Source organism: Wenjunlia vitaminophila DSM 41686 (genome assembly GCF_000380165.1).
Classification (GTDB): domain Bacteria; phylum Actinomycetota; class Actinomycetes; order Streptomycetales; family Streptomycetaceae; genus Wenjunlia; species Wenjunlia vitaminophila.
The window spans coordinates 83,615-109,943 of record NZ_KB904658.1 but is presented as its reverse complement, the minus strand read 5'-3'; the positions used below and the strand labels follow the sequence as shown (position 1 = coordinate 109,943).

Genomic DNA, 26,329 nt, shown 5'->3' with positions numbered 1-26,329 from the left:
GGGTGACGACCCGCGGGCCCCCGGGCCCGCGCGCAGAAGGGAGACCCGCACGTTGACGACACGGCACCTGCCGGCCGCCACCACCGGCGGCGAGGACGGCTACGCCCTGGCCGTGGACCCCGACACGGCCGGCTGGGACTACTGCTCGCTGCGGGTGCTCGAACTGCCCCGCGACGGCACCCACACCTTCTCCACCGGCTCCAGCGAATGGATCGTGCTCCCGCTGTCCGGCGGCTGCGTGGTGCGGGTGGACCACGAGACCTTCGAACTGGAGGGGCGCAGCGGGGTGTTCGACGCGGTCAGCGACTTCGTGTACGCCCCGAGGGACGCCCTGGTCACCGTCGCCTGCTCCGCACCGGGACGGTTCGCCCTGGCCGGGGCCCGCTGCGAGCGCAGACTGCCCGCGCGGTACGGGCCGGCGGGCGGTGTCCCGGTGGAGCTGCGCGGCGCCGGCAGCGCCAGCCGGCAGGTCAACAACTTCGCCGCGGCCGACGTCTTCGAAGCCGACCGGCTGATCGCGGTGGAGGTGCTCACCCCCGGCGGCAACTGGTCGTCCTACCCCCCGCACAAGCACGACGAGACGCGACCGGACGAGTCCCGGCTCGAGGAGATCTACTACTACGAATTCGCCGGTGGCCCGTCCGCCATCGGGTACCAGCGGGTCTCCGCCTCCTCGCCCGGCCGGGGCGGGGACCTCCTCGCCGAGGTGCGCAGCGGCGACTGCGTGCTGATCCCGCACGGATGGCACGGCCCGAGCATGGCGGTGCCTGGCTACGACATGTACTACCTCAACGTGATGGCGGGTCCCGACCCCACCCGGGCCTGGCGCATCCGCGACGACCCGGACCACGCCTGGATCCGCGACACCTGGCCCGACCAGCGGATCGACCCCCGGCTCCCGCTGTACCGCGCGCCCGAAGGGACGTGAACGCCGTGTCCACCGTCCGTCTGACCGTCGCCCAGGCACTGGTCCGCTTCCTCGCCCACCAGCACACCGAACGCGATGGGGTCCGCCGCCGGCTGATCGCCGGCACCTGGGCCATCTTCGGCCACGGCAACGTCGCCGGGGTGGGCCAGGCGCTGCTCCAGGAAGCCGACATGCCGTTCCACCAGGGCCGCAACGAGCAGGCCATGGTGCACGCCTGCGTCGGCTACGCCCGGATGCACAACCGCCTGTCCACCATGGCGTGCACCACCTCCATCGGCCCGGGCGCCACCAACCTGGTCACCGGGGCCGCGCTGGCCACCGTCAACCGCGTCCCGGTGCTGCTGCTGCCCGGTGACGTGTTCGCCACCCGCCGGGCCGACCCGGTGCTCCAGCAGCTCGAGGTGCCGCACGCGTACGACGTCTCGGTGAACGACGCGCTGCGCCCGGTCTCCCGCTACTTCGACCGGATCTGGCGCCCGGAGATGCTGGTGCCGTCGCTGCTCCAGGCGATGCGGGTGCTCACCGACCCGGCGGAGACCGGCGCGGTGACGCTGGCGCTGCCCCAGGACGTGCAGGCCGAGGCGGCCGACTGGCCGCGGGAGCTGTTCGAGCCCAGGGTGTGGCGGGTCCGCCGCCCGGTGCCGGACGCGGAGGACGTGGCACGCGCCGCCGACCTGGTGCGCTCGGCCAGGCGTCCGCTGGTGGTCTCCGGGGGCGGCACCATCTACAGCGAGGCCACGGCGGCGCTGGCCGCGTTCGCGGAGGCGTCGGGGGTTCCCGTGGCCGAGACCCAGGCCGGCAGGGGTTCGCTGCGGCACGACCACCCGCAGGCGCTGGGCGCCGTGGGACACACCGGCACGGCGGCGGCCAACGCCGCGGCGCGGGACGCCGACCTGGTGATCGGCGTGGGCACCCGCTACTCGGACTTCACCACCGCCTCGCACAGCCTCTTCGCCGACCCCGGGGTGCGCTTCGTCAACCTGAACGTCGCCGCGTTCGACGCCCACAAGATGGCCGGGGCCGCCCTGGTCGGCGACGCCAGGGCCGGTCTCGAGGCACTGGCCGCGGCGCTGCGGGGGCACCGTGCCGACCCGGAGTGGACCCGCGCCGGCACGGTGGCAGCGGACCGCTGGCGGGAGGTCACCCGGCGGGCGTTCGCCGCCTCGGGAACCGGCCGGCCGAGCCAGACACAGGTGCTGGGGGCGCTCGACGCGGTGCTCCACGACCGGGACGTGGTGGTGAACGCGGCCGGGTCGCTCCCCGGCGACCTGCACAAGCTGTGGCGGCCCAGGGACCCCAAGCAGTACCACGTGGAGTACGGCTTCTCCTGCATGGGTTACGAGATCCCCGGCGGGATCGGGGTGAAGCTCGCCGCCCCGGACCGGGAGGTCTTCGTGCTGGTGGGCGACGGCAGCTACCTGATGCTGCCGACCGAGGTGGTGACGGCGGTCCAGGAGGGCGTCAAGATCAACCTGGTGATCGTGCAGAACCACGGCTACGCCTCGATCGGCGGCCTGTCCGAGTCGGTGGGCGCGGAGCGGTTCGGCACCGCGTACCGGTTCCCGGGGGCCGACGGCCGCCTCACCGGGGAGCCGCTGCCGGTGGACCTGGCCGCCAACGCGGCCAGCCTGGGCCTCCAGGTGTTCCGGGCGGGCACCGCGGCCGAACTGCGGCAGGCCCTGCTCCGTTCCCGGGAGGCGACGCGGCCGACCGCCGTCCACGTGGAGACCGACCCGGACGTCCCAGGGCCGCCCGCCGAGGCGTGGTGGGACGTGCCGGTGGCCGAGGTGTCCACCCGGGAGTCCACCCGATCAGCGCATGCGGCCTACGTCACGGCCAGGACCGCCCAACGGCACCACTTGCGCACTCCGTGACCGCCGTGCGCGAGCCCCGGGAGAAGATCCCGCTGGGATCGAACTCGCGTCTCCGTCGAGTCACGAGTTCGGTAGTTCCGCGACCGTCGTCGGATGGTTACGCTCTGCTTCGCACTCAAGTACGGGAAACGCAGCAGCCATGCGGGACCAACCGGAGTGAACAGGGACTCTCCGGTCCCGCCCGGCCGGTGGCCACGGGACAGGGTGCCCCGGTGCCCACGGCGGACGACCGCCGCGGGCATTGGTGACAGGGCAGTGGGGCCGAACTTACGCTGGGCCCGTCGCACCTCATCGGGAGGGGGCGCCGCGTGGACGTGCTGTACCAGAGCGGCTTGTTGAGGGTCGCTCGAACCTATGAACCTTCGGGTCTGCGCGTGGTGGGGGACGTGGACGCGTTCACCGTCCCCGTCCTGCACAGCGCGTTGCGCACGCTCCTCCACGACGGGGGTGACATCCATCTGGAGCTGTCGGAACTGCAGTTCATGGACGTGGCCGGCCTGGAACTCGTGGTCTCCACGGCGCGGGACCTGACGGACGGCAGGCGGCTCTACCTGCATGCCCTGTCACCGCACCTGCGGAAGGTGATGGAGCTGGTCGGCTGGGACCGCACCCCTGGCTTGGGATTCGTCGAGGAGTGAGTGGGGTGGCGCTACCGACAGCGGCGTTCGAGCACCGGGCCCTGCGGTACACCAGTGCCGCCGGGTTCCTCGGCGGCACCGTGCCGTACCTGCGCGAGGGCCTGCGCGAGGGCGACTGCCTGCTGGTGGTGACCACCCCGCAGAACCGGGACCTGCTGTGCGGCGCGCTCGGCGGCGACGCCGCGGCGGTGGAGTTCGCCGACGCCGAGACCTGGTACGACTCGCCGGCCCGCACCCTGGCCGCGTACCACCGGTACGTCGGCGACCGCACCTGCCCGCCGCGCCGGGTGCGGGTGGTCGGGGAGCCGCTGTGGCCCGGGCGCTCCTCCGTCCAGCTCTGCGAGTGGACCCGGTACGAGTCGCTGGTCAACGTGGCGCTGGCGGACACCGGAGCGCGACTGCTCTGTCCCTACAACGCCGTTGACCTGGACCCCTGGGTGCTGGACGCCGCCGCGCGCACCCACCCCGAGATGGCCCTGGACGCGGGAGACCCCACCGACAGCGAGAGGTACACCGACCCCGAGACGTTCACCGCCCAGTGCGACGCCCGGCCGCTGAGCCCGGCCCCGCCGCACGCCAGGGAGCTGGACTTCGGCCACGGCGACCTCGCGATGGTGCGGGCCTTCGCGGAGGTCTGCGCCCGGCACGCCGCCCTCGGCCCGGCCCGCGGCCTGGACCTGGTCTTCGCCACCAACGAGGTGGCGACCAACGCCCTCAGCCACGGCGGCGGCCGGGGCAAGCTCCTGAGCTGGCGAACCGACGACACGCTCGTGCTCCAGGTCACCGACGAGGGGAGCGGCGCCCGCGGCGCCCCGTTCCCCGGCCACCTGCCCGCCGACCCGACCACCCGCAGCGGCCACGGCCTGTGGGCGGTGCGACAACTCTGCGACCTGCTTCAGGTCCGCCTCCGGCCGGATGGGAGCACGGTACGGCTGACGTACTGCCTCTAGTGCTCTGGCCGGGAACGTTCGCCGGGTCGGAGTGTGCGGTCGCGGTTGGTGCCGGAACGTCCCGGGCGATCAGTCACTCCGAAATCCGCTGGACGCCTTCCGGGAACCTCACGATCATTGCGCGGTGACCGATGAAGCCGATCGCCCAGGACCGTTCCCCGGCAGCGCGAAGCGCGTGCGCTTCGTCGAGCTGTCCGGCGGGGTGATGTCCGCTCTGCTCGACGGAGACCTGCCCGCGGCCAGCAGGACCGCCGGGGTGGCGCTGACCGAGTACTTCGTGAGCGACCAGGCGCGGTGGCTGTGGAGGTTCCGCCTCGGTCAGATGGCCGCGGCTCCCGACCACGCCCGGTGGATGGCGCGGCAGGCGGTCGTCGGGGACGAGGGTCTCGTCGTGGGACACGCGGGGTTCCACGGACCCCCGGACGAGGCGGGCATGGTGGAGATCGGCTACTCGGTCGCTCCCGAGTTCCGCCGGCAGGGGTATGCGCGGGCCACGCTGACCGAGTTGCTGCGCCGGGCCGCCGCCGAGCCGGCGGTCACCACCGTGCGGGCGACGATCAGTCCCGACAACGCGGCGTCCCTGGCCACGATCTCCGGCTTCGGCTTCGTGGAGGTCGGGGAACAGTGGGACGAAGAGGACGGTCTGGAACTCGTCTTCGAAGTCCCCGCCGGCCAGGGCCCGCTCACCTGACGGCATGACCCGTGGCAACACCGCCCCGCGGCCCGGTGGTTGAGGTCCCGGGCACGGGTCAACCCGCCGCGGCGAGGGGACGACCCCCCAGCGGATGCCTTCCTCGCCGCGGATACGGGCGCGTTCCTTGACTGCGGTGGCCGGAGTTCACCAGGGCAACCTGACAACAAGCACGGACTCCCCTACCACGCCGGTTGGCCATCGTGCAGATATGTCGGTGTTCGTCTCTCAAGGGACTGGACCGCGGCGTCGAGCCGGTTCCGGAGCCGTTCCTCCAGCAGCTCCCGCGCCTCGTTCAAGGGGACGAACACCGCCTCCGACAGCTCGTCGTCCCGGGGCCGCATCTCCCGCGTCTGACGTGCGTCGAGGGTCCCTGCGTCGAAGATGAAGGCTATGTGGTCGTCCCACGGCCCATGCGGAGGAACCCAGTCGACCACCAAGAGGCCTCGCAGGGTGATGTCCAGTCCCAGCTCCTCGCCCAGCTCCCGGGTCACCGCTGCCTCAGGTGCCTCGTTCGCTTCGGCCATTCCCCCCGGGAGGTCCCAGCCCGGTTTGTACGTGGGGTTCACCAGGAGCACGCGTCCAGCCCCGTCACGCAGCAGCACGTCGGCCGCGACACGTTTGCGTGCCTGCGTGGCGTTCCCTTCGGCGAGATAGGCATTCCAGGCCTCCGGGTCGGCGGGCGTCGGCCTCATGGGGAGGTGCCTCCCTTGGGGGTGATGATGTCGGCCAGCAGCAGCATTCTCGCCCGACGCGCAGTCCGTGGTGCCCGCGCGTATCGGCCGCGTGCCCACGTGGCAGCCGAATGCCGGCCCCGCCGCCGTGGGCGTCCACCGGGCCGGGCCCGCGGGGGCTCAGTGCGGTGCGGTGAGCGTGGCCCAGCGTTCGGTGAGGGTGCGCTGGCCGGTGCTGGTGAGGGTGCCGTGGAGCCTCAGCCGGGCCAGGCCCCCGTCCGGGAGCACCTCGAGGCGCACCAGGGTGCACGGGCGGGCCGGCAGGTCACGGAACCGGTGCTGGGTGTCGGGCCGCAGCGCGGTGCGGCCGAGCAGTTCGAACCACGAGTCGGGGTCGGCGGGGTCGGCGCTGGTGGTGGTGTCGCAGCCGTGCAGCGCGGCCCAGCCGGGGGCGTTGCCCCGGAAGTGCGCGGTGTCCAGCTCCACGGCCCGGACGACGCCGTGGCCGGCGGTGCGGAAGCGCACCCAGTCGTGGCCCCGGTCGCGCCGGCGGCGGTTCTCCCACCCGTCGTCCATACCGGTGGCCCGACCGGGCAGCAGCAGGTTGCCCGGCGGGGAGTAGAAGAGGTCGGACGCGGCCTCCACCGTGCCGCCGTGCTCCAGGGCGAGCAGGTCGAACGTGCCCAGGGCGGCCAACCACCGCGGGTCGGGCACCACTTCCCCGTGCACCCGCAGCCGGGCTACGCCCCCGTCCGGGTACTGCCGCAGCCGCAGGTGTGTGGTCAGGCGCGGGGCCGACACCGGGAAGCCGTTGGCGGCGTGCCCGGCCACCCGGCTGCGGGGCACCAGCTCGGTCCACCGCGTGTCCGCGGCGAGCAGGTCCTCGGGGCCCGGCGTCCCGGTGAGCGCGGTGCCCTCCACGCTGACCTCCCGGGGGTGGTTCCCGCGGAAGTGCGCGGTGTCCACGACGACGCCGTGCACCACCCCGGGGGCGCCGAGCCGGACCAGTGCCCAGTCGTGTGCGTCGTCGTCCGGGTGCGGGTGCTCGGCGTCCCGTCCCCGGCGGCGCCGGGTCTCCCAGCCGTCCATCACCTTCCCCTTGGGACCGAACGCCGCCGGGTCGAACCGTGCGGGGCCCACGGAGAGCAGGTTCTCCCGCTCGGCGAAGAACTCGTCGCTCGCCGCGAGGACGCCACCGCCGAGTCGGCGGTCCGCCAGGTCGGTGTGCGCGGTGAACGGGAAGTGGCCCGCCCGGTAGTCGGCGTAGGGGTCACCGCCGGTGTAGGGCCGCGCGTGGTGGGCGTCGTCGTCGGTACCGGTCTGCTGGTTCATGCCGCACCTCGCTCGATGAGCTGTCCCACGGGTTGGCTGAAGGTCCCCCGGTCGTGGACGAGTTGGCCGCGCAGCCAGGTGGAGCGCACCACGCCGCGCAGGGTGCGACCGGCGTAGGGGGTGACCGGGTTGCGGTGGTGCAGCGCCGCCGGGTCCACGGTGAACTCCTCGTCCGGGGCGAGCGCCACCAGGTCGGCGTCCCGGCCGGGGGCGATGGCGCCCTTGCGGTGCAGCCCGGCGAGGCGGGCGGGGGCCGCGCTCATCCACCGGACCACGTCGCCGAGGCCGTGTCCCCGCCGGGCCGCCTCGGTCCACACCGCGGGCAGCCCGAGCTGCACCGAGGCCACCCCGCCCCACGCCGCGGCGAAGTCGCCACTGTCCTGGCACTTCAACTCGGGGGTGCACGGCGAGTGGTCGGAGACCACGCAGTCGATGGTGCCCGCGGCCAGGCCGCGCCACAGCGCGTCCTGGTTGTCCCGGTGGCGGATCGGCGGGCAGCACTTGAACGCGGTGGCCCCGTCCGGCACCTCCTCCGCGGCCAGGGTCAGGTAGTGCGGGCAGGTCTCCGCGGTGATGCGGACCCCGTCGGCCCGGGCGGAGGCGAGCCGCGGCAGCGCCCCGGCCGAGGACAGGTGCAGGACGTGGACCCGGGCGCCGGTGCGCCTGGCCAGCTCCACGAGTCCGGCCACCGCGGTGTTCTCCGCGGCCCCGGGGCGGGAGCGGAGGAAGTCGGCGTAGACCGGACCGGCCCTGCGGGGCGCCGACGCGATCGCGTCGGGGTCCTCGGCGTGCACCACCAGCAGGGCGCCCAGCCGGGCGAGTTCGCGCGCCGCCGTGTCCAGTTCCCCGGGGGTGAGCGGGGGGAACTCGTCCACTCCGGAGTGGAGCAGGAAGCACTTGAAGCCGAACACCCCGTCCCGGTGCAGGGGGCCGAACTCGACCGCGTTCCCCGGGACCGCCCCTCCCCAGAACCCGACGTCCACGTGGACCTGACCGCGGGCGGCGGCCCGCTTCGCGGTCAGGGCGGGGACGTCGATGGTGGGCGGGACGCTGTTCAGCGGCATGTCCACCAGCGTGGTGACGCCGCCCGCGGCGGCGGCCCGGGTGGCGGTCGCGAACCCCTCCCAGGCGGTGCGTCCCGGCTCGTTGACGTGCACGTGGGTGTCCACCAGGCCGGGCAGCAGCGCGTCGTCGCCGAGGTCCACCACCGCGGCCGGGTCGGGGACCTCGGCGGAGTGGGCGAGCACCGCCGCGATCCGGCCGTCGCTGACGACCACCGTCGCGGGGCGCTCGCCTTCCGGGGTGACGGTCCGGGTGGACCGGAGTACGAGATCGACGGGCACCCGTGCCTCCCTCCAGGGCCCTGGGGGAACCCAGGGCCAATGCCTGACGGCAGGCTGTCCTTCTTTCGCTTGACGAAAACCCCGTTTCGTCCGAAGGGTAAGCTGCGGGGACCAGCCAAGCGGCCCGGAAAGGACCATCTCGTGCCGTCTGTCAGCCCCAGCAGTCCCTCCGACGGCCGTTCCTCCTCGGGTGGGGTGCAGTCCCTGGAGCGCGCGTTCGGCCTGCTGGAGCAGATGGCGGACGCCGGGGGCGAGGTGGGGCTCAGCGAGCTCTCGGCCAGCACCGGGCTGCCGTTGCCCACCATCCACCGGCTGGTGCGGACCCTGGTCGCCTGCGGCTACGTGCGCCAGCAGGCCAACCGCCGTTACGCGCTCGGTCCGCGGCTGATCCGGCTCGGGGAGAGCGCAAGCAGGCTGCTCGGTGCCTGGGCGCGGCCGTGCCTGGTGGAGTTGGTGGAGAAGACCGGGGAGACCGCGAACATGGCGCTGCTCGACGGGGACGACGTGGTGTACGTCGCCCAGGTGCCCTCGCACCACTCGGTGCGGATGTTCACCGAGGTCGGCCGGCGGGTGCTGCCGCACGCCACCGGGGTGGGCAAGGCGCTGCTCGCCGGCCTGCCGGACCAGGACGTGCGGGCGCTGCTCTCGCGCACCGGGATGCCGGCGGCGACCGGGCACACCATCACCGACCCGGAGGTCTTCCTCGGGGAGCTGCGTCAGGTGCGGGAGCGTGGTTTCGCGATGGACGACAACGAGCAGGAGCTGGGGGTGCGCTGCCTGGCCGTGCGCATCCCGGACTCCCCCACCGCCGCGGCGATCTCCATTTCGGGACCGGCCGGCCGGGTCAGCGAGGCCGCCACGGAGCGGATCGTCCCGGTGCTCCGGGAGGCGGCCCGCCGGCTGTCCCGGGAGCTCACCGCCGCCGGCGCGACCGTGGGCTGATCCGTTCCCCAACGTCCGGACCGGATACGGCCGTTGCCGTGGGACGACGGGCACCCGGGTGCTATAGGGTCGGCGCCGGACCGAGGAGGCGGGACCGACGCGAGCGATGAAGAAGACCCTGATCCTGGCCGTGTGCACCGCCCTGCTGGGGGTCACCGCGTGCAGTTCGGACCCGCCGGCCCGCAAGGAGCACGACCGCCGCGCGCAGGAGAGGTCCGAGTCCGCACGGCCGTCCCGCACCTCTGCCCCCTCGAACAGCGCCAGTTCCGGTCTGCCGCCGGAGAGCCGCTTCCCGGTGCCGGCCGGCTTCGACAACGCCCGCGGCTGGACCGAGGCGGTCACCGAGCCCGACTCGAAGTCCCACGGCTCCTGGGCGGTGGCACCGGCCAGCGGACTGTTCGTCCAGGTCATGAACAACGAGGGCAGGGTGCACGCGCGGCGGTTGGACGGCGGTGAGGAGGCGTGGACCTTCACCACGCCGACCGCCCTGGAGGACGTGCGGACCGACGTCCTGGTGACCGCCGACGGCGAGGGCGGCGAGCTGGCGGTGATCATCCGGGAGGGCACCACTCCGACGAACGCCGTCTCCAGGGCACGTCCCCTGGTGACCGTGGACACGGTGCCGATGACAGCCACCGGGAAGGCCACCGCGCAACGGCACTTCGAGTTCGAGGACAGCGAGGTCGGTGCGGTCACCGACGGGCTGCTGGTGACCGCCAGGTCCGGTGGGAAGCTGGTCGCGGTGGACCCGGCGACCGGTGCGGAACGGGAGGTTCCCGCCACCAGCGAGGAGGAGCTGACCACCTGCCGCACGGACGACATGCCGCCGAGCGCGGTCTGCTCGGCCCACGCCACCCCGGAGTTCACCACCCGCGCCGGGGTCGTCTCGCTGTACTCCCAGCAGAGCTACTGCGACTACCGCAGGAGGGGGCCGGACTTCGTCCCCTGCGTCGACGGCTTCACCGTGGGCACGGCCTGGAACAGCACCGAGGTGGCGCCCCGGGGCGCGGCGGACGCCACTCCGCTGGCCGTGGTCGATGACTACCTGGTCGTGGACTGGACCATGTTCCCCGGGGCGGAGAGCGACGAGGAGGCCAAGCGGGACGTCGTCGCCGTGCACGACCTGAAGGACGGCCGGTTGGTCACCTCGGTGGACTGCGACCTGACCTCCATCGAGTTCGGCACCTCCTCCGTGCGGCCGCTGTCCGCACAGGCACTCACCCAGCTCTCCCCCAACGGTCGTTTCCTGGTCTCCGGTCAGGTCGGGTTCGACCTGGACGAGCGGAAGGGCAGGTGCTTCACCGGCACCCACACCAACAAGGCCGTCACCCTCACCGCGGTGGACGACGACGGGCGGGCGTTCGGGGTGACCTACGAGAACGACCAGGGGATCACCTACGGCACCTTCCCCCACGACTTCGGGTCGAAGGAGGCACCGGTGTCGGCCTTCGCGGTCGAGACCTCGCTGACCTCCGGCAAGGCCCCCGAGGGGTTGGACGAGGACACCGCGCTTCCGGTGTTCGTCTCGTCCGAGGCGGGGTTGTTCCTGCGTTCCGGCGCCCTGGGGGCGTACCCGACGCGCTGACCCGGGCCGGGGCGACCCGGGGCACGGGCAGCCGGCCGGGTCAGCCGGCGCACCGGGCACGGCAGTGGTGTAGTGGTCCCGTGAGGGACGAACGACCGGGGCGACCCCGGGAGGACCGGCCGGAGCGAACCGGGCCCAGAGCGCCGGACCCCGGCGTCGTCGCGCCGGAGCGAACCGGGCCGGTGGCCGGGCTGGTGCTCGCCGCGGGCGGTGGGCGGCGCCTGGGCGGCAGGCCCAAGGCGCTGCTCGGTTTCCGGGGGCGGTCGCTGGTGGAGCACGCGGTGGAGGCGCTGCACGCCGGCGGGTGCGCCCGGGTCCACGTGGTGGTGGGGGCCGCCGCCGAGGAGGTGGGGGCCCGCGCCCGGCTCCTGGAGTGCGCGGTGGTACCGAACCCCGACTGGGAGACGGGGATGGGCTCCTCGCTGCGGGTGGGCCTGGCCTCGCTGGAGGGCACCGGGGCGACGGCTGTGCTGGTGTCCCTGGTCGACCAGCCGGGGATCGGGGCGCCGGCGGTGGCGAGGCTGCTCGCCGCGCACCGGGCCGGGGCCGAGCTGGCCGCCGCCGCCTACCGCGGCCGGCGGGGTCACCCCGTGCTGATCGCCGCGGGTCACTGGGCGGATGTCGCCGCGGGTGCGCGCGGCGACCGGGGTGCCCGGGAGTTCCTGCGTTCCCACCAGGACCGGCTCACGCTGGTGGAGTGCGCGGACGTCGCGACGCCCAACGACATCGACACCCCCGGTGACCTGCTGTTGTTGGAGTCCCCCAGTTGGGGCGGTGGCGGGGACGACGGGTCCGTTCCCAGGTGAGCCGTACCGGCTGAGGCGGTTTCAGGTGGTCCGACGGCGCGCCGGTTCCGCGCCGCGCCGCCCTCCTTGTCCTTCCACAATGCAGAAACTACTATCCGATCACTAGTCGGCGCCTGGCCGGGTCCGGCGCCCGCGGAAGGAGTGACCGCCCATGCCCGCAACCGCGCCGCCCCCACAGGCCGTCGTGGACGCCCCCGGCCCCGTGGAGCGCGCGGAGGAGGTGCTCACCCCGGAGGCACTGGCCTTCGTCGCCGCGCTGCACCAGCAGTTCGTCGCCCGCCGCGACGAACTGCTGCGCCGCCGCCGGGAGCGCCGCGCCCAGATCGCCAGGACCGGCACCCTCGACTTCCTGCCCGAGACCGCACCGGTCCGCGCCGGCGACTGGCGGGTGGCGCCCACCCCGCCCGCGCTCAACGACCGCCGTGTGGAGATCACCGGCCCCACCGACCGCAAGATGACGATCAACGCCCTCAACTCCGGGGCCCGGGTCTGGCTCGCGGACTTCGAGGACGCCTCCGCACCCACCTGGGAGAACGTCGTCCTGGGGCAGCTCAACCTGATGGACGCCTTCGCCCGGCGGATCGACTTCACCGCCCCCGGGGGCAAGAGCTACGCCCTGCGCCCTGACGAGGAGCTGGCCACCGTGGTGGTGCGGCCCCGTGGCTGGCACCTGGACGAGCGGCACCTGACGGTCGAGGGCCGGGCGGTGCCGGGAGCACTGGTCGACTTCGGTCTCTACTTCTTCCACAACGCCAAGCGGCTCCTCGACCGGGGTCTTGGCCCCTACTTCTACCTGGCGAAGACCGAGAGCCACCTCGAGGCCCGGCTCTGGAACGACGTCTTCTGCTTCGCCCAGGACGCGTTGGGCGTCCCCCAGGGCTCGGTCCGCGCCACGGTGCTGATCGAGACGATCACCGCGGCGTTCGAGATGGACGAGATCCTGTACGAACTGCGGGAGCACGCGGCCGGGCTGAACGCGGGACGGTGGGACTACCTGTTCTCCATCGTGAAGAACTTCCGGGACGCCGGCGAGGCGTTCGTGCTGCCCGACCGCAACGCGGTGACGATGACCGCGCCGTTCATGCGTGCCTACACCGAGCTGCTGGTGCGTACCTGCCACCGGCGGGGTGCGCACGCCATCGGGGGCATGGCCGCGTTCATCCCGTCCCGTCGTGACCCGGAGGCCAACGCCCGGGCGTTCGAGAAGGTCAGGGCGGACAAGGACCGGGAGGCCGCGGACGGCTTCGACGGCTCCTGGGTGGCCCACCCGGACCTGGTGCCGGTCGCCCGGGCCTCGTTCGACGCGGTCCTCGGTGACCGGCCGCACCAGAAGGAGCGGCTGCGCGAGGAGGTGCGGGTGACCGCGGCGCAGTTGCTCGACGTGGCGTCGGCCGGCGCCAAGCCCACCGCGGACGGTCTGCGCAACGCCGTGCAGGTCGGCATCCGTTACATCGAGGCGTGGCTGCGCGGCCTGGGCGCGGTGGCCATCTTCAACCTGATGGAGGACGCCGCCACCGCGGAGATCTCCCGCTCGCAGATCTGGCAGTGGGTGCACAACGCGGTGGTGCTGGACACCGGGGAGATGGTGGACGCCGAGGCGGTCCGCACGGTGGCCGCGCAGGAGCTGGAGGCCCTGCGCGCCGAGCTCGGCGAGTCGGCGTTCGCCGCGGGTCGCTGGCAGCAGGCCCACGACCTGCTGCTGAAGGTGGCGCTCGACGACGAGTACGTGGACTTCCTCACCCTGCCCGCGTACGAACTGCTCGGGTAGGTGCGTCCCGAGCACCCCCGGGCGCTGCTGGAGACACCGCGGCTGTACCTGCGCCGCTTCAGGACCGAGGACGTCCCGACGTTGGCGTCCTACCGTTCGGACCCGGAGGTCGCGCGCTACCAGAGCTGGACCGTGCCGGTGTCCGCGGAGGCCGCCGCGTCGCTCGTCCGCCGTTTCACCGCGGGCGACCCCGAGCGTCCCGGGTGGTTCCAGTACGCGGTCCAGCACAGGGCCGAGGGGTGTCTGATCGGCGACGTGGGGGTGAACCTCCACGAGAACCGGATGCAGGCGGACCTCGGCTTCACCTTCGCCACCCGGTGGCAGGGCCGGGGACACGCCACCGAGGCGGTGTGCGCGGTCCTGCGGGAGCTGTTCGAGCGACGGGGCCTGCGCCGCGTCTCCGCCGAGTGCGACGCGCGCAACACCAGGTCGGCCCGGCTCCTCCAGCGGGTGGGCTTCCAGCGGGAGGGGCTGCGCCGCCAACACACGTGGATCAAGGGCGAGTGGACCGACGACCTCCTCTACGGCCTGCTCGTCGATGACTGGGGACGCCGGGGGGCCGGGCGCGACTCCCCCGGGGCAGCGGGTGCGACGCAGGACGCACCTCGGAGGTAGCCGGCCACTCACACCCGAAGTCATCCGATCAATCGCTCATCGAAGGACACAGGACCCCTCGGCATATCGGGGCATTCGCTACATAAACCTGCGCCTTCTTCTCCAGGTGGTATGAGCACTTCTTGTCATCTCACCGTACTGGTCCATAGAGTCGGCGGACATGACCGACTTCCAAGGGCTCAAGGCCATCGTCACTGGCGGCGCATCCGGCATCGGGGAGGCCACGGCTCGGCTGCTGGCCGCACGCGGAGCGGACGTCGCGGTGCTTGACCTGGCCCCCGACACCGTGGCCCCGCCGCTGCGCCCGTACCGCGCCGACGTCTCCGACGACGCCTCGGTCCGTGCGGCGACGGCCCGGGCGGTGGACGAACTCGGCGGCCTGGACGTGCTGGTGAACAACGCGGGGATCGGTGCGGCCGGCACCGTGGAGGACAACGACGACGACCAGTGGCACCGGCTGTGGGACGTGAACGTCGTCGGCATGGTGCGCACCACCAGGGCCGCCCTGCCGCACCTGCGGAACTCGCCACACGCCGCGATCGTCAACACCTGCTCCATCGCCGCCACCGCGGGACTGCCCCAGCGGGCGCTGTACTCCGCCACCAAGGGCGCCGTGCTCTCGCTCACCCTGGCGATGGCCGCCGACCACGTCCGCGAGGGCATCCGGGTCAACTGCGTCAACCCCGGTACCGCGGACACCCCCTGGGTAGGCCGTCTGTTGGACGCCGCGGAGGATCCCGGCGAGGAGCGCGCCGCCCTCAACGCCCGCCAGCCTATGGGCCGGCTGGTCACCGCGGACGAGGTCGCCGCCGCCATCGCCTACCTGGCCAGCCCGGCAGCGGCCTCGGTCACCGGGACCGCGCTCGCGGTGGACGGGGGCATGCAGGGCCTGCGGCTGCGCCCGGCCACCACGTGACCGCCGCGGGTCGAGGAAGAGGGAGGTACGACACGTGAGAGTCGCCCTGCACACCCAGGTCCGAGCCGATCGGATCAAGGACTACGAGGCCGCCCACCGCCGGGTCCCCGCGGAGCTGACCGCGGCCATCCGGGCCGCCGGGGCCACCTCGTGGACGATCTGGCGCAGCGGGACCCACCTGTTCCACGTCATCGAGTGCGAGGACTACGCCCGGCTGCTGGCGGAGCTGTCCGAGTTGCCGGCCAACATCGCCTGGCAGGCCCGGATGTCCGACCTGCTCGAGGTGGTCCACGACTACTCGGCGCAGGGGGCGGACGCGTCGCTGCCGGTGGTGTGGGAACTGTGATCATCGACGCCCACCACCACGTGTGGGACCTGTCCGTGCGGGACCAGGACTGGATCCGCGGCACGCGGATGGCGCCGATCCGCCGGACGTTCGGCCTCGACGACCTGCGCGAGCAGGCCGCCGGAGCGGGACTGGACGGCACGGTGCTGGTCCAGACGATCCCGGTCCCCGAGGAGACCCCGGAGTTCCTGGCCCTGGCCCACGACGACGACCTGGTTGCCGGGGTGGTGGGCTGGACGGACCTCACCGCGCCCGGCGTCGAGGACGAGCTGCGGCGCCTGCGGGAACTCCCCGGCGGGGACCGGCTGGTGGGGATCCGCCACCCCGTGCAGGCCGAGGCGGACCCGCGGTGGTTGCTCCGGGCGGAGGTGCTGCGCGGGTTGACGGCGGTGGCCCGGGCCGGTCTCGTCTACGACGCGCTGGTCACGGCGGACCAGCTCCCGATGGTGATCGAGGCGGCCAGGGCCGTCCCCGAGCTCACGTTCGTCCTCGACCACCTGGGGAAGCCGCCGATCGCCGACGGCGCCCGACAGCCGTGGGCGGACCGGATCAGGGCGCTGGCCGCGCTGCCCAACACGGTGGGCAAGCTCTCCGGCGTGGTCACCGAGGCGGACTGGGCCGACTGGACCGTCGCCGACCTGCGCCCGTTCGCCGACACCGCGCTCGACGCGTTCGGCCCGCACCGGTTGATGTTCGGCTCCGACTGGCCGGTCTGTCTGCTCGCCGCCCCCTACCCGCGGGTGCTCGGCGCGGCGCGGGAGCTGACCGACGGGCTGACCGCGGGGGAACGCGCGGCGGTGTTCGGTGGGACCGCGGTCCGCGTCTACGGCCTGCGCGCCTGACCGACACGCCGCCGAAACCCGTCACGTACCGTGGTCGTTCTGGCACGCTACGGGCGTGTGACGGACATCGACGGCATCACCATCACCACCTGCGCCGAGCGGCCCGAGCTGATCCCCAGGGTCTACGAGATCAACGACGAGTGGCCGGCGTTCATGCTCCACGACCCGGTGGGCAACGCCCTGTTCCACCGGGTCATCGAGGAGTTCCCGTGGTACTGCGTGGTGGCGACCGCCGCGGGCCGGGTCGTCGCCCGGGGGCGCAGCGCGCCGTTCGACGCGGGGCGTCCCGGCCGCACCGAGACCCCGGACCAGGGCTGGGACCGGGTACTGGTGTGGGCGTTCGCCGACCACCGGCGGGGCCGCCCCGCGACCGCGGTCAGCGCCCTGGACATCACCGTCGACGCCGGCCACCTCGGTCGGGGGCTCTCCCGCCGGATGCTCGTGGCCCTGGCGGCCGCGGCGGGCCGACAGGGCCACGACGTGCTGGTGGCCCCGACCCGCCCCACCGCCAAGCACCAGCAGCCTCGGCTGTCCACGGCCGAGTACGTCCTCCAGCGGCGCGACGACGGGCTCCCGACCGACCCGTGGCTGCGGGTGCACGTCAGGGCCGGTGGCACCATCGAGGGGGTCGCCCCGGCGTCGAGGACGATCAGCGGTTCCCTGGAGGACTGGCGGCGGTGGACCGGTCTGCCCTTCGACCGCGACGGCGACGTGGAGGTGCCGGGCGCCCTGGCGCCCGTGCACTGTGACACCACGCACGACCACGCCGTCTACGTGGAACCCAACGTCTGGGTCCGGCACCGGCTGCGCCCGCACCTGTGACGCCCCCGCCGGGGCGGACGGCGCCACCCGTCGGGCGGGCACCGGCGGTGCGCACGGCTCAGGGGAGTTGGCCCGTGCGCCGGGCGGTGACCACCGCCTCCAGGCGGGTGTGCGCGCCGAGCTTGCGCATCGCCGAACGCAGGTAGCTCTTGACCGTCTCGGTGCGCAGCCCGAGTTGCTCCGCGGTGTCCGCGTTGGTGCGGCCCCTGGCCACCATCGCCAGGACGTCGATCTCCCGCGGGGAGAGCCCGGGGGTGGTCGGCCCCGCGGGCCGCTCCCCGGCGGGGGCCGCCGCGGCGGCCAACCTGGCGCTGGCGTCGTGGAGCCGGGCGCGCAGCGTCTCGTCGCCCACCCGGACCGCCAGCGCCCGCAGCTCCGCGTGCACCTGGCGGACCTCCTCCCAGGCGGGGTCGGTGCCCGGAGCACCCAGGTGGGACAGCATGCGCTGGGCCTCCTCCCGGGCGACCAGGCGCTGCTCGAGCTCCCTGGCGGCGGAGACCACCGCGGTCAGGGTGCGGTCACCGAGCACCTGTGGCTGCCGCAGCCCCCCGTACAGGACGGCCCGGACCGTGCGCCGGACGATGACCGGCACCGCGACCAGGGCCCGCATCCCCTCGGCGGCCACCGCGCCGTCGTACTCGTGGCTGATCGTCCGGGCTGAGGGGTAGTCCGCGACCGAGACGGGACGGGCCAGCGCCGCGGCCTTCCCGCCCAGGCCGTTGCCGGCGGCCACCGCGAGACCGCGCAGCGAGTTGCCGACGTTCCCGGTGAGCTCGCTGATCCGGACGTGGTCCTGCGCGGTGAAGAAGCCCCCGAAGGCGACCGGTAGCCCGCTGACCCGGCGCAGGGTCAACAGGGCGGACCGGATGTCCCCCGTCTCATCGCCCACTCGGCCTCCTCCTCCCCTCGTTCGGGGGTAGTGGGAGTCGGATCAGTCACCCACGATTGAACTCATCCACAGGTGAGAATCTATCGGCGCGACCACCAGGAGGAAACATGGCCGACGCGACGGGAGTGGGTGCCTTCCGTGAGGCCCGCGACCTCCTGCTGACCCACCGCTGCGACCACGCCACGGCCTACCGCGAGTTCACCTGGCCGGAGCTGGGCGAGTTCAACTGGGCCCTGGACTGGTTCGACGGGCTGGCCCGGGACAACCACCGCACCGCGCTGTGCATCGCCCAGGAGGACGGCTCCCAGGAGAGCTACGGTTTCGCCGCCCTCTCGGAGCGCTCCGCGCAGGTGGCCAACTGGCTCGCCGCCCAGGGGGTGGGCCCGGGGGACCCGGTGGTGGTGATGCTCGGCAACCAGGTCGAGCTGTGGGAGACCATGCTGGCGGCGATGAAGCTGCGGGCCGTGGTCATCCCGGCGACCACCCTGCTGGGCCCCGCCGACCTCGCGGACCGGATCGAACGCGGCCGGGCCCGCCACGTGATCGCCACCTCGCAGGTCGCCCCCCAACTGACCGGGGCCACCGGGGGGTGCACCCGGGTCGCGGTCGGTGAGCCGGTGCCGGGGTGGCTGGACTACCGGGCGAGCCACGACAGCTCCACCACCTTCGAGCCGACCGGTCCCACCTGGTCCGGGGACCCGCTGCTGCGGTACTTCACCTCGGGCACGACCGCCCAGCCCAAGCTGGTGGAGCACACCCACGCCTCGTACCCGGTCGGGCACCTGTCCACCATGTTCTGGATCGGTCTCGAGCCGGGCGACGTCCACCTGAACATCTCCTCCCCGGGCTGGGCGAAGCACGCCTACAGCTCCCTGTTCGCCCCGTGGAACGCCGAGGCGACGGTCTTCGTGGTCAACTACGCCCGGTTCGACGCCGAACGGCTCCTGGAACACATGGAACGGGGCGGCGTCACCAGCATCTGCGCCCCGCCCACGGTGTGGCGGATGATGATCCAGGCCGATCTGGGGCGCCTCGCCACCCCTCCGAAGAAGGCGGTGGCCGCCGGGGAGCCGCTCAACCCGGAGGTGATCGAGCAGGTCAGGCGGGCCTGGGGGGTGACGGTCCGGGACGGCTACGGCCAGACCGAGACCACCCTGCAGGTCGCCAACCCGCCCGGAAGGCCGTTCACCCCCGGCACCATGGGGGTGCCCTGCCCCGGCTACCGGGTGGTCCTGCTCGACCCGGTCACCGGGGAGCCCGCCGACGAGGGTGAGATCTGCCTGGACCTGGCCCACCGGCCGATGGGGCTGATGACCGGCTACCACGGGGACCCGGAGCGCAACGCCGAGGCGATGGCCGGCGGCTATTACCACACCGGCGACATCGCCTCGCGCGGCGAGGACGGCGCCCTGACCTACATCGGGCGCGCCGACGACGTGTTCAAGGCGTCCGACTACAAGATCTCCCCGTTCGAGCTGGAGAGCGTGCTGCTGACCCACCCGGCGGTGGCCGAGGCGGCCGTGGTCCCCTCCCCCGACCCGCTGCGGCTCGCGGTGCCCAAGGCGTTCGTCGCGCTCGCCGAGGGATGGGAGCCCACCGCCGAGACGGCGCGCGCCGTGTTCGCCCACTCCCGTCAGCACCTGGCGCCCTACCAGCGCATCCGCCGCCTGGAGTTCCAGGAGCTGCCGAAGACGATATCCGGCAAGATCAGGCGCGCCGAGCTGCGCGCCAGGGAGGCGGACCGGCCCGACACGCCCGCCACCGAGTACCGGGAGGACGGCCGATGAGGACCCTCTCCGCGGACCCCGCCTACGCCTTCGGTGGGTGTGACGTCGCCCTGACCACCGAGACGGTGGGCCAGCGCCTGCGGCGCACGGTGGAGGCATTACCGTCCCGTGAGGCGCTGGTCGAGTGCGCCACCGGCCGCCGCTGGACCTACGCGGAGTTCGACCGGGCAGTCACCGAGGTGGCGCGCGGGCTGCTGGCCACCGGGATCGCCAGGGGGGACCGGATCGGTGTGTGGGCGCCCAACTGCGCCGAGTGGACGCTGACCCAGCACGCCGCCGCCCGGGTCGGGGCCGTCCTGGTCAACGTGGACCCGCTGCACGGGGTCGCGGAGTTGCGCCAGGTGCTCAACAGGACCGGGGTGCGGCTCCTGGTCACCCACCTGCCGCTGGACGGCCGGGACCACCCGGCGGCGGTCGAGCGGGTCCGCGCCGACTGCCCGGGGCTGCGCGACGTGGTGTGCGTCGGCGCGCCGTCCTGGCAGCGGTTCCTGGCCGCCGGCACCGGCGTGGCCGCGCGGGACCTCGCCGACCGCGAGGCGGCGCTGTCCTGTCACGACCCGGTGGCCATCCAGCACACCTCGGGCACCACCGGGTTCCCCAAGGCGGCGGTGCTGTCCCACCACAGCGTCCTGAACAGCGCCCACGTCGTCGGGACGCTGCTCGGGTACACCGACCGGGACCGGATCTGCCTGCCGGTGCCGCTGCACCACTGCCTCGGGATGGTGCTGGGCAGTCTCGCCGCCACCAGCCACGGCGCGTGCCTGGTGCTGCCCGGCCCGCGGTTCGACGCGGACACGACGCTGCGGGCGGTCGCCCGGGAGCGGGCCACCTCGCTGTACGGGGTGCCCTCGATGTTCGTCGCCGAGCTGGACGCGCTCGACACCGCGGCGCACGACCTGTCCTCGCTGCGCACCTGCGTGGTGGGCGGTGCCGTCTGTCCCGACGAGGTGGTCGACCGGGTGGTCACCGAGATGCGGGTGCCGCAGGTGTCGGTCTGCTACGGAACGACCGAGACGTCGCTGGTGTCGGTGGGCCTCCCGGGCCGCACCCGGCGTGGCACCGGCTCGGTGGGGAAGGTGCTGCCGCACCTGGAGGTCAAGGTGGTGGACCCGGCCACCGGGGTCACCGCCTCCCGCGGGGAGGTCGGTGAGCTGTGCGTCCGCGGCCACTCGGTGATGCTCGGGTACTGGGGGGAGCCGGAGCGCACCGCCGAGGTGGTGGACGAGGCGGGCTGGCTGCACACCGGGGACCTCGCGGTGCTGGGCGGAGACGGCCTGCTCACCGTCGTCGGCCGGATGGGCGACGTCATCGTCCGGGGCGGGCGGCGGGTGTACCCGCGGGAGGTCGAGGAGTTGCTGTTCGGTCACCCCAAGATCGCTGATGTGAAGGTGGTCGGCGTCCCGGACCGCAAGTACGGGCAGGAGGTGCTGGCCTGTGTGGTACTGCGGGACGACCGCGGCACCCTGACCGCCGAGGAACTGGGCGCCTTCTGCGAGCAGCGGGGCGCCGGCGAGGCGGTGCCGCGCTACGTGCGGATCGTGGACGCCTTCCCGATGACGTCCAGCGGGAAGGTCCGCACGGTGGATCTACGCGCGTGGGCCAGCCGGGAACTCGGTTTGCTCGGCTGAACCGCGGCGCCGCGCGGCACCGGCGCCCCTCACGGGGTGGTCGGGGCACCCGCGCGGATCAGGTGCTCCGCGGCCTCGTTGACCGGTTGCGGGGTGCCCGTGAGGTCGAGGACGAACAGCGGGATGGAGAGTTGCTCGGCGCGGATCCTGGCGTCCCTGGAGTACCCGGCGAGCGCGAAGAAGGCGCCGGCGACGTCCTCGTTGAGACTGTTCAGCCAGAGGCATTCGATGTCCCGCAGCGCCGCCGGCCTGATGTCGCCGTCCACCTGGGCGACGATGCCCTTGCCCCGCACGTCGATGCCGCTGCGGGTCCGGTCCTCGTTCGGCCGCACCTCGGCGAACCCCAGCCACTTCAGGTACTGCACGGCGGCGGTGATCGTGTCGGCCGCGGTGCGGATGGTCACCGGGTGGAACGGCGGGCGCAGCGCGGGCAGGGGCGCGGCGGCGGGGCGGCGCGGCCCGGCAGGTCCCGGCGCCGGCCGCCGGCCACGACTCGAGGTGTCCACGGGAAGCCGGACCGTCGCCCCGCAGGCGCAGCCGAACTCGGGCTGGGGCCACTGGTCGGCACGTCCGCAGGTCGGGCAGCGCATCGTCACCCACGAGTCCTCCCAGGTCCGGTGCCGCACCTGGACCGGTATCCCGCCGCGCAGCAGCGGCACCGTGAGCGGCGCCCCACAGGCACAGGGGAACGTGGCGGGCGTGAACGAGTGCTCGCGGCGGCAGGCCGGGCAGCGCACCGGAACGCTCTCTGCCATGGCTGGACTCCTGGGTGTCGCTCGGCTTCGGCGGTGTGGCCCCCATGCTCCCTGACCACGGGGTTGAAGGGAACGGGGTCGGTCAACCTGTGCCGTCGGCACCACCCACATCTGCCATGGGTCCGCCCCCCCGGTTCCCGGGGCGGTGCCGGGCGCCGGGTGGCGCTCGCCCCGGCTGCGGACCCGGAGCGGCGGGCTCCGACGGGTACACGCTCGAGCGCGCGTGGAGGTGACGTTTCATCAGCGGGCGAACGGGTTACGTTGACGGCAGCGAAGCATCGTGATCGGGACTGGACCGGGCCGTTCGACCTCGACGCCCGGCCCCGGGCGGCTTCCTCGACGACTTGCCCCGGGGCTGAGGAGGTGCGGGTGTCCGGCGGTACCACCGCCTGGCTGAACGACGCCGGCGACGACAGGGCGGCCGGGCTGCTGCGCGAGGTGTGCGCCAGCCGGGCCTGGGCGCGAGCCGTGCTGACCGCGCGTCCCTACCCGGACCTCGCGGCGCTGCTCGCCGCGTCCGACCTGGCCACGGCGGAGCTGGTGGGCGCGGACCTGGACGAGGCGTTCGCCGGCCACCCCCCGATCGGTCGGCCCCGGCCCGGGGACCCGGTGTCCGCGGCGGAGCAAGGGGGGGTCGCCGACGCCCAGCGCGCCGAGTTCCTCCGGCTCAACGAGGAGTACCGGCAACGCTTCGGCCACGTGTTCCTGATCTGCGCCACCGGCCGCGGCGGCGAGGAGATGCTCGCCGCCCTCCGGGAGCGCCTCGGCAACCCCGCGGAGCGGGAACGGGAGATCGCCCGCGCCGAACTCGGCAGGATCAACCGGCTCCGGCTCGTCCGGCTCGCCGCACGGCAGGAAGCCGCACAGCAGGAAGGTGCCCGATGACCCCGCAGCGCGACACCACGGTCTCCACCCACGTGCTGGACACCAGCGCCGGCCACCCCGCGGCCGGGATCACCGTGGAACTGTCCGTCCGGTCCGGCGACGAGGCGTGGTCCTGGTACGCGACCTCCGCCACCGACCAGGACGGCAGGTGCGCGGACTTCCCCGCGGTGAGCCCCGACGCCCGTCTCGCCAGGCTGCGCTTCGCGGTGGCGCCCTACCTCGCCCAGACCCGGGGGCGGAGCTTCTTCCCCCAAGTGACCGTGGAGTTCGCCCTGGCCACCGGGGAACACCACCACGTTCCGCTGCTGCTCAACCCGTTCGGCTACTCCACCTACCGAGGGAGCTGATCCATGGCCACCGTTCTGGGGCCCGCCGGTCACGGCAAGGCGGAGACCCGCGTCGTCCGCGTCACCAGGGACGGCGCCACCCACCACCTGAAGGACCTCAACGTCTCGATCGCGCTGGCCGGGGACCTGGAGCAGACGTACCTCACCGGGGACAACACCGGGGTCCTGCCCACCGACACGATGAAGAACACCGTGTACGCGTTCGCCAAGGAACACGGCATACCCTCGGCCGAGGCGTTCGCGCTGCGCCTCGCCCGCCACTTCGTGACCAGCCAGCCCTCGGTGCGGCGGGCCAGCGTGCGGGTCGAGGAGTACGCCTGGGAGCGGATCACCGCGGACTCGCGCAGCGCCGCCCGGGGGGGCGCGGGGCACTCGTTCGTCCGCCAGGGCCGGCAGGTGCGGGTCTGCCGGGTGACCGACGACGGACAGCGGTACCAGGTGCTGTCCGGACTCTCCGGGCTGACCGTGCTGAACTCCACCGACTCGGAGTTCCGCGGCTACCCCAGGGACCGGTACACGACCTTGGCCGAGGCGTCGGACCGGGTGCTGGCCACCGAGGTCAACGCCCTGTGGAGGTACGGCTGGACCGGGGAGGGGGACGGGCCCGAGCCGGCCTGGGACGCCGTGCACGCCCGGGCCACGCAGGACCTCCTGGAGGCGTTCGCGGAGACCTACAGCCACTCCCTCCAGCAGACGCTGTACCGGATGGGGGCCCAGGTGATCGAGAACAACCCGTCCGTGGACGAGGTGCGGCTCTCGCTGCCCAACAAACACCACTTCCTGGTGGACCTCGAGCCGTTCGGGCTCAAGAACGACAACGAGGTCTACTTCGCCGCGGACCGGCCGTACGGCCTGATAGAGGGCACCGTGCTGCGGGAGGGCGCCGAGGCGGGGATACCCGAGGAGTAGGCCCCTGGCGGCAGCCCGGCCCCCGACCCGTCGCACGTCCCAGCCCCTGTGAGAGAGCGGAGACCGGCCATGGCCGCGCCCGAGCGGATCGTCATAGAGAACTGCGCCGTCGCCACCGTCGACGCCGACGACACCGAGTACGCCAGCGGCCACGTGGTGGTCGCCGGCAACCGGATCGAGTCGGTCGGCCCCGGTCCCGCGCCGGCCGTGGACGGGGCGGCGCAGCGGGTGGACGGCTCCGGGCACCTGGCCACCCCCGGCCTCGTCAACACCCACCACCACAACTACCAGTGGCTCACCCGCGGACTCGCCCAGGACGCCGACCTCCTGGAGTGGCTGGTGGCCCTGTACCCGGTCTGGGCGCGGATAGACGAGCCCATGGTGCACACCGCGGCACAGGCCTCCCTGGCGATGATGGTCCGCGGTGGGGTGACCACCGCCGCCGACCACCACTACGTGTTCCCCGAGGGCTCGGGCGACCTGTTCGGCGCGCAGGTGCGGGCCGCCGCGGAGCTCGGGGTGCGGTTCCACCCCGCCCGCGGCTCGATGGACCTCGGCGCCTCCTCGGGCGGGCTGCCGCCGGACTTCGCGGTGGAGTCCACCGAGCAGGCGCTGCGCGCCACCGAGGCGGCCATCGACGCGCACCACGACCCGTCCCCGGACTCGATGGTGCGGGTGGCCGTGGCTCCCTGCTCACCGTTCTCCGTCTCCTCCGAACTGTTGCGCGAAGCAGCGGCGCTTGCCCGGCGCAGGGGCGTTCGCCTGCACACCCACGGCTCGGAGCACGAGCAGGACGGCGAGTTCTGCAGGCGGCTGTTCGGCGTGGGGCTGACCGAGCACTTCGAGGACACCGGATGGCTCGGTGACGACGTGTGGATGGCGCACTGCGTCCACATGAGCGACGCGGACATCGCGGCCTTCGCCCGGACGGGTACCGGGGTGGCGCACTGCCCGTCCTCCAACGCCCGGCTGGGCGCGGGTACGGCCCGGGTGCCGGCGATGCTGGCCGCCGGCGTCCCGGTCGGCCTCGGGGTGGACGGCACCGCGTCCAACGAGGCCGGGGAGCTCCACACCGAGTTGCGCACCGCGTTGCTGGTGCACCGGTTGGCCGGGGGCGCCAGGGCGATGTCGGCCCGGCAGGCACTGCGGCTCGGCACCATCGGCGGGGCCCGGGTGCTGGGCCGGCAGGAGGAACTCGGCTCCCTGGAGCCGGGGAAGCTCGCGGACCTGGCGCTGTGGCGGCTGGACGGCCTGGGGCACTCCACCATCGACGACCCGGTAGCCGCTCTGGTGTTCGGGGCCCCGGCCCCGTTGACGCTGGTGTTGGTCAACGGACGTCCTGTGGTGCGGGACGGGCGGCTGACCACGGTGGACGAGGAGACGGTGGCCGGGCGGGCCCGGCGGGAGGCGACACGGCTGGCCGAGCTGGCCGGCTGAGCGACCACGGACGCGGCCGGGGGCGCCGGACGGTACCGAACGGGCCGCTCGCGGCGGAGCCGCGCCCACTGGCCCGGCCGTGGGACCGCCCCCGCGGGAGGCGGACACCCCCTGGACAGTCGAGGCATTTTCCCGTTATCGCCCGATTGCTCCGCTTATCACTTGATTTCTTGCGCGAAGAGGCGAGAATGAAGTGTCTGGAGCACAGGGGCGGCGACTGGAGGGAGCGGCCCCATGGTGCGGTATCCGGTGGTGAGGGTCAGTCCGGACGGCACCACGGTGGTGGAGCTGTCCGGGGAGATCGACCTGTCCACGGCGCCCGAGGCGACCCGCTCCCTGGACGCGGCGACCCAGGGGCCGCGCCCCCGGGTGGTGGTGGACCTCAGGGGGGTCACGTTCATGGACTGCCGCGGGGTGACCGCCCTGGTCCGGGCGAGGGTCCGGGCCCTGGAGTCGGACGGCCAGCTCGGCCTGGTGATCACCAGTCCCTTCCTGCTGCGCATCCTGCGGCTGGTGGACCTGCTGGACTCGTTCTCGATCTACCCGGACGTGGCCACCGCCCTGGCCTCGATGGAGCCGGTGCCGTCGCGGTCGGCACGTTGACCGCGACGGCACCCGGC

At 73.5% G+C, this 26,329-nt stretch carries 26 protein-coding genes; 21 read left to right on the top strand and 5 right to left on the bottom strand.

The features are described from left to right. The first annotated feature begins 52 nt into the window (after positions 1-52). From iolB to A3IG_RS0109015, 5 genes are all read left to right on the top strand, one after another. Complete coding sequence (gene iolB / locus A3IG_RS0109035; RefSeq protein ID WP_018383236.1) at positions 53-928, top strand: 5-deoxy-glucuronate isomerase; 876 nt, start codon at positions 53-55, stop codon at positions 926-928. Further along, a complete protein-coding gene (gene iolD, locus A3IG_RS0109030) occupies positions 925-2,802 on the top strand; it encodes a 3D-(3,5/4)-trihydroxycyclohexane-1,2-dione acylhydrolase (decyclizing) (RefSeq protein ID WP_018383235.1) in 1,878 nt (625 codons plus the stop codon). The genes iolB and iolD overlap by 4 nt, the downstream gene beginning before the upstream one ends. Before the next feature lie 374 nt (positions 2,803-3,176). Beyond that, positions 3,177-3,440, top strand: a complete 264-nt coding sequence (locus A3IG_RS29085) for an STAS domain-containing protein (RefSeq protein ID WP_018383234.1) — start codon at positions 3,177-3,179, stop codon at positions 3,438-3,440. Positions 3,441-3,445: 5 nt separating this feature from the next. Further along, positions 3,446-4,390 carry a sensor histidine kinase gene (locus A3IG_RS29080; RefSeq protein WP_018383233.1) on the top strand — a complete coding sequence of 315 codons (945 nt, stop codon included), beginning with the start codon at positions 3,446-3,448 and terminating at the stop codon, positions 4,388-4,390. A gap of 205 nt (positions 4,391-4,595) precedes the next feature. After that, positions 4,596-5,081 carry a GNAT family N-acetyltransferase gene (locus A3IG_RS0109015; protein ID WP_104530707.1) on the top strand — a complete coding sequence of 162 codons (486 nt, stop codon included), beginning with the start codon at positions 4,596-4,598 and terminating at the stop codon, positions 5,079-5,081. 182 nt (positions 5,082-5,263) lie between these two features. On the opposite strand, the gene A3IG_RS0109010 is transcribed toward A3IG_RS0109015, so the two are convergent. The 3 genes from A3IG_RS0109010 to allB form a co-directional block, all read right to left on the bottom strand. After that, the gene (locus A3IG_RS0109010) at positions 5,264-5,776 is read right to left on the bottom strand and encodes an NUDIX domain-containing protein (RefSeq protein ID WP_018383231.1); all 513 of its coding nucleotides are present in this window, start codon (positions 5,774-5,776) and stop codon (positions 5,264-5,266) included. Between the two features lie 159 nt (positions 5,777-5,935). Further along, entirely contained in the window at positions 5,936-7,087 is a 1,152-nt protein-coding gene (alc, locus tag A3IG_RS0109005; RefSeq protein ID WP_018383230.1) for an allantoicase, read from the bottom strand. Next, the gene (gene allB / locus A3IG_RS0109000; RefSeq protein WP_018383229.1) at positions 7,084-8,430 is read right to left on the bottom strand and encodes an allantoinase AllB; all 1,347 of its coding nucleotides are present in this window, start codon (positions 8,428-8,430) and stop codon (positions 7,084-7,086) included. Before allB ends, alc begins: the two co-directional genes overlap by 4 nt. A gap of 141 nt (positions 8,431-8,571) precedes the next feature. On the opposite strand from allB, the gene A3IG_RS0108995 reads away from it, so the two are divergent. The 9 genes from A3IG_RS0108995 to A3IG_RS0108955 all read left to right on the top strand — a co-directional run bounded on the left by A3IG_RS0108995 (position 8,572) and on the right by A3IG_RS0108955 (position 17,072). Further along, positions 8,572-9,372, top strand: coding sequence for an IclR family transcriptional regulator (locus A3IG_RS0108995; protein ID WP_018383228.1), 801 nt, complete (start codon positions 8,572-8,574; stop codon positions 9,370-9,372). Between the two features lie 106 nt (positions 9,373-9,478). Continuing rightward, positions 9,479-10,957: a hypothetical protein gene (locus A3IG_RS0108990; protein ID WP_018383227.1), complete on the top strand. Its 1,479-nt coding sequence runs from the start codon at positions 9,479-9,481 to the stop codon at positions 10,955-10,957. 182 nt (positions 10,958-11,139) lie between these two features. Then, a complete protein-coding gene (locus tag A3IG_RS0108985; RefSeq protein ID WP_018383226.1) occupies positions 11,140-11,763 on the top strand; it encodes a nucleotidyltransferase family protein in 624 nt (207 codons plus the stop codon). A 151-nt stretch (positions 11,764-11,914) separates the two neighbouring features. Next, positions 11,915-13,531 carry a malate synthase A gene (gene aceB / locus A3IG_RS0108980; RefSeq protein ID WP_018383225.1) on the top strand — a complete coding sequence of 539 codons (1,617 nt, stop codon included), beginning with the start codon at positions 11,915-11,917 and terminating at the stop codon, positions 13,529-13,531. After that, positions 13,532-14,146, top strand: a complete 615-nt coding sequence (locus A3IG_RS0108975) for a GNAT family N-acetyltransferase (RefSeq protein ID WP_018383224.1) — start codon at positions 13,532-13,534, stop codon at positions 14,144-14,146. It begins immediately after the preceding gene. A 160-nt stretch (positions 14,147-14,306) separates the two neighbouring features. Beyond that, positions 14,307-15,062: an SDR family NAD(P)-dependent oxidoreductase gene (locus A3IG_RS0108970; RefSeq protein ID WP_018383223.1), complete on the top strand. Its 756-nt coding sequence runs from the start codon at positions 14,307-14,309 to the stop codon at positions 15,060-15,062. Positions 15,063-15,096: 34 nt separating this feature from the next. Next, positions 15,097-15,408, top strand: a complete 312-nt coding sequence (locus A3IG_RS0108965) for an L-rhamnose mutarotase (RefSeq protein WP_018383222.1) — start codon at positions 15,097-15,099, stop codon at positions 15,406-15,408. After that, on the top strand, positions 15,405-16,250 hold the full coding sequence (locus tag A3IG_RS0108960; protein ID WP_018383221.1) for an amidohydrolase family protein: 846 nt from the start codon (positions 15,405-15,407) through the stop codon (positions 16,248-16,250). The genes A3IG_RS0108965 and A3IG_RS0108960 overlap by 4 nt, the downstream gene beginning before the upstream one ends. Positions 16,251-16,307: 57 nt before the next feature. Further along, positions 16,308-17,072 (top strand): GNAT family N-acetyltransferase, encoded by a 765-nt coding sequence (locus A3IG_RS0108955; protein WP_026220053.1) that lies wholly within the window; start codon positions 16,308-16,310, stop codon positions 17,070-17,072. Positions 17,073-17,130: 58 nt separating this feature from the next. Here A3IG_RS0108955 and A3IG_RS0108950 read toward each other — a convergent pair whose 3' ends face one another. Beyond that, on the bottom strand, positions 17,131-17,961 hold the full coding sequence (locus A3IG_RS0108950; protein ID WP_018383219.1) for a helix-turn-helix transcriptional regulator: 831 nt from the start codon (positions 17,959-17,961) through the stop codon (positions 17,131-17,133). Positions 17,962-18,068: 107 nt separating this feature from the next. On the opposite strand from A3IG_RS0108950, the gene A3IG_RS0108945 reads away from it, so the two are divergent. Together A3IG_RS0108945 and A3IG_RS0108940 are read left to right on the top strand one after the other, a co-directional pair. Further along, a complete protein-coding gene (locus tag A3IG_RS0108945) occupies positions 18,069-19,748 on the top strand; it encodes an AMP-binding protein (protein WP_018383218.1) in 1,680 nt (559 codons plus the stop codon). After that, the gene (locus A3IG_RS0108940) at positions 19,745-21,376 is read left to right on the top strand and encodes an AMP-binding protein (RefSeq protein ID WP_018383217.1); all 1,632 of its coding nucleotides are present in this window, start codon (positions 19,745-19,747) and stop codon (positions 21,374-21,376) included. The genes A3IG_RS0108945 and A3IG_RS0108940 overlap by 4 nt, the downstream gene beginning before the upstream one ends. A gap of 29 nt (positions 21,377-21,405) precedes the next feature. Here the strand turns inward: A3IG_RS0108940 and A3IG_RS0108935 are convergent, their stop codons facing one another. Next, positions 21,406-22,131 carry a hypothetical protein gene (locus tag A3IG_RS0108935; protein WP_018383216.1) on the bottom strand — a complete coding sequence of 242 codons (726 nt, stop codon included), beginning with the start codon at positions 22,129-22,131 and terminating at the stop codon, positions 21,406-21,408. A gap of 369 nt (positions 22,132-22,500) precedes the next feature. Here A3IG_RS0108935 and uraD point away from each other — a divergent pair, with 369 nt between their 5' ends. The 5 genes from uraD to A3IG_RS29075 all read left to right on the top strand — a co-directional run bounded on the left by uraD (position 22,501) and on the right by A3IG_RS29075 (position 26,312). After that, entirely contained in the window at positions 22,501-23,016 is a 516-nt protein-coding gene (gene uraD / locus A3IG_RS0108930; RefSeq protein ID WP_018383215.1) for a 2-oxo-4-hydroxy-4-carboxy-5-ureidoimidazoline decarboxylase, read from the top strand. Then, entirely contained in the window at positions 23,013-23,363 is a 351-nt protein-coding gene (uraH, locus tag A3IG_RS0108925) for a hydroxyisourate hydrolase (RefSeq protein WP_018383214.1), read from the top strand. The genes uraD and uraH overlap by 4 nt, the downstream gene beginning before the upstream one ends. Positions 23,364-23,366: 3 nt before the next feature. After that, positions 23,367-24,272 carry a factor-independent urate hydroxylase gene (gene pucL, locus A3IG_RS0108920; protein ID WP_018383213.1) on the top strand — a complete coding sequence of 302 codons (906 nt, stop codon included), beginning with the start codon at positions 23,367-23,369 and terminating at the stop codon, positions 24,270-24,272. A gap of 69 nt (positions 24,273-24,341) precedes the next feature. After that, complete coding sequence (locus A3IG_RS0108915; protein WP_018383212.1) at positions 24,342-25,709, top strand: 8-oxoguanine deaminase; 1,368 nt, start codon at positions 24,342-24,344, stop codon at positions 25,707-25,709. A 234-nt stretch (positions 25,710-25,943) separates the two neighbouring features. Continuing rightward, on the top strand, positions 25,944-26,312 hold the full coding sequence (locus A3IG_RS29075) for an STAS domain-containing protein (RefSeq protein WP_018383211.1): 369 nt from the start codon (positions 25,944-25,946) through the stop codon (positions 26,310-26,312). Positions 26,313-26,329 lie beyond the last annotated feature (17 nt).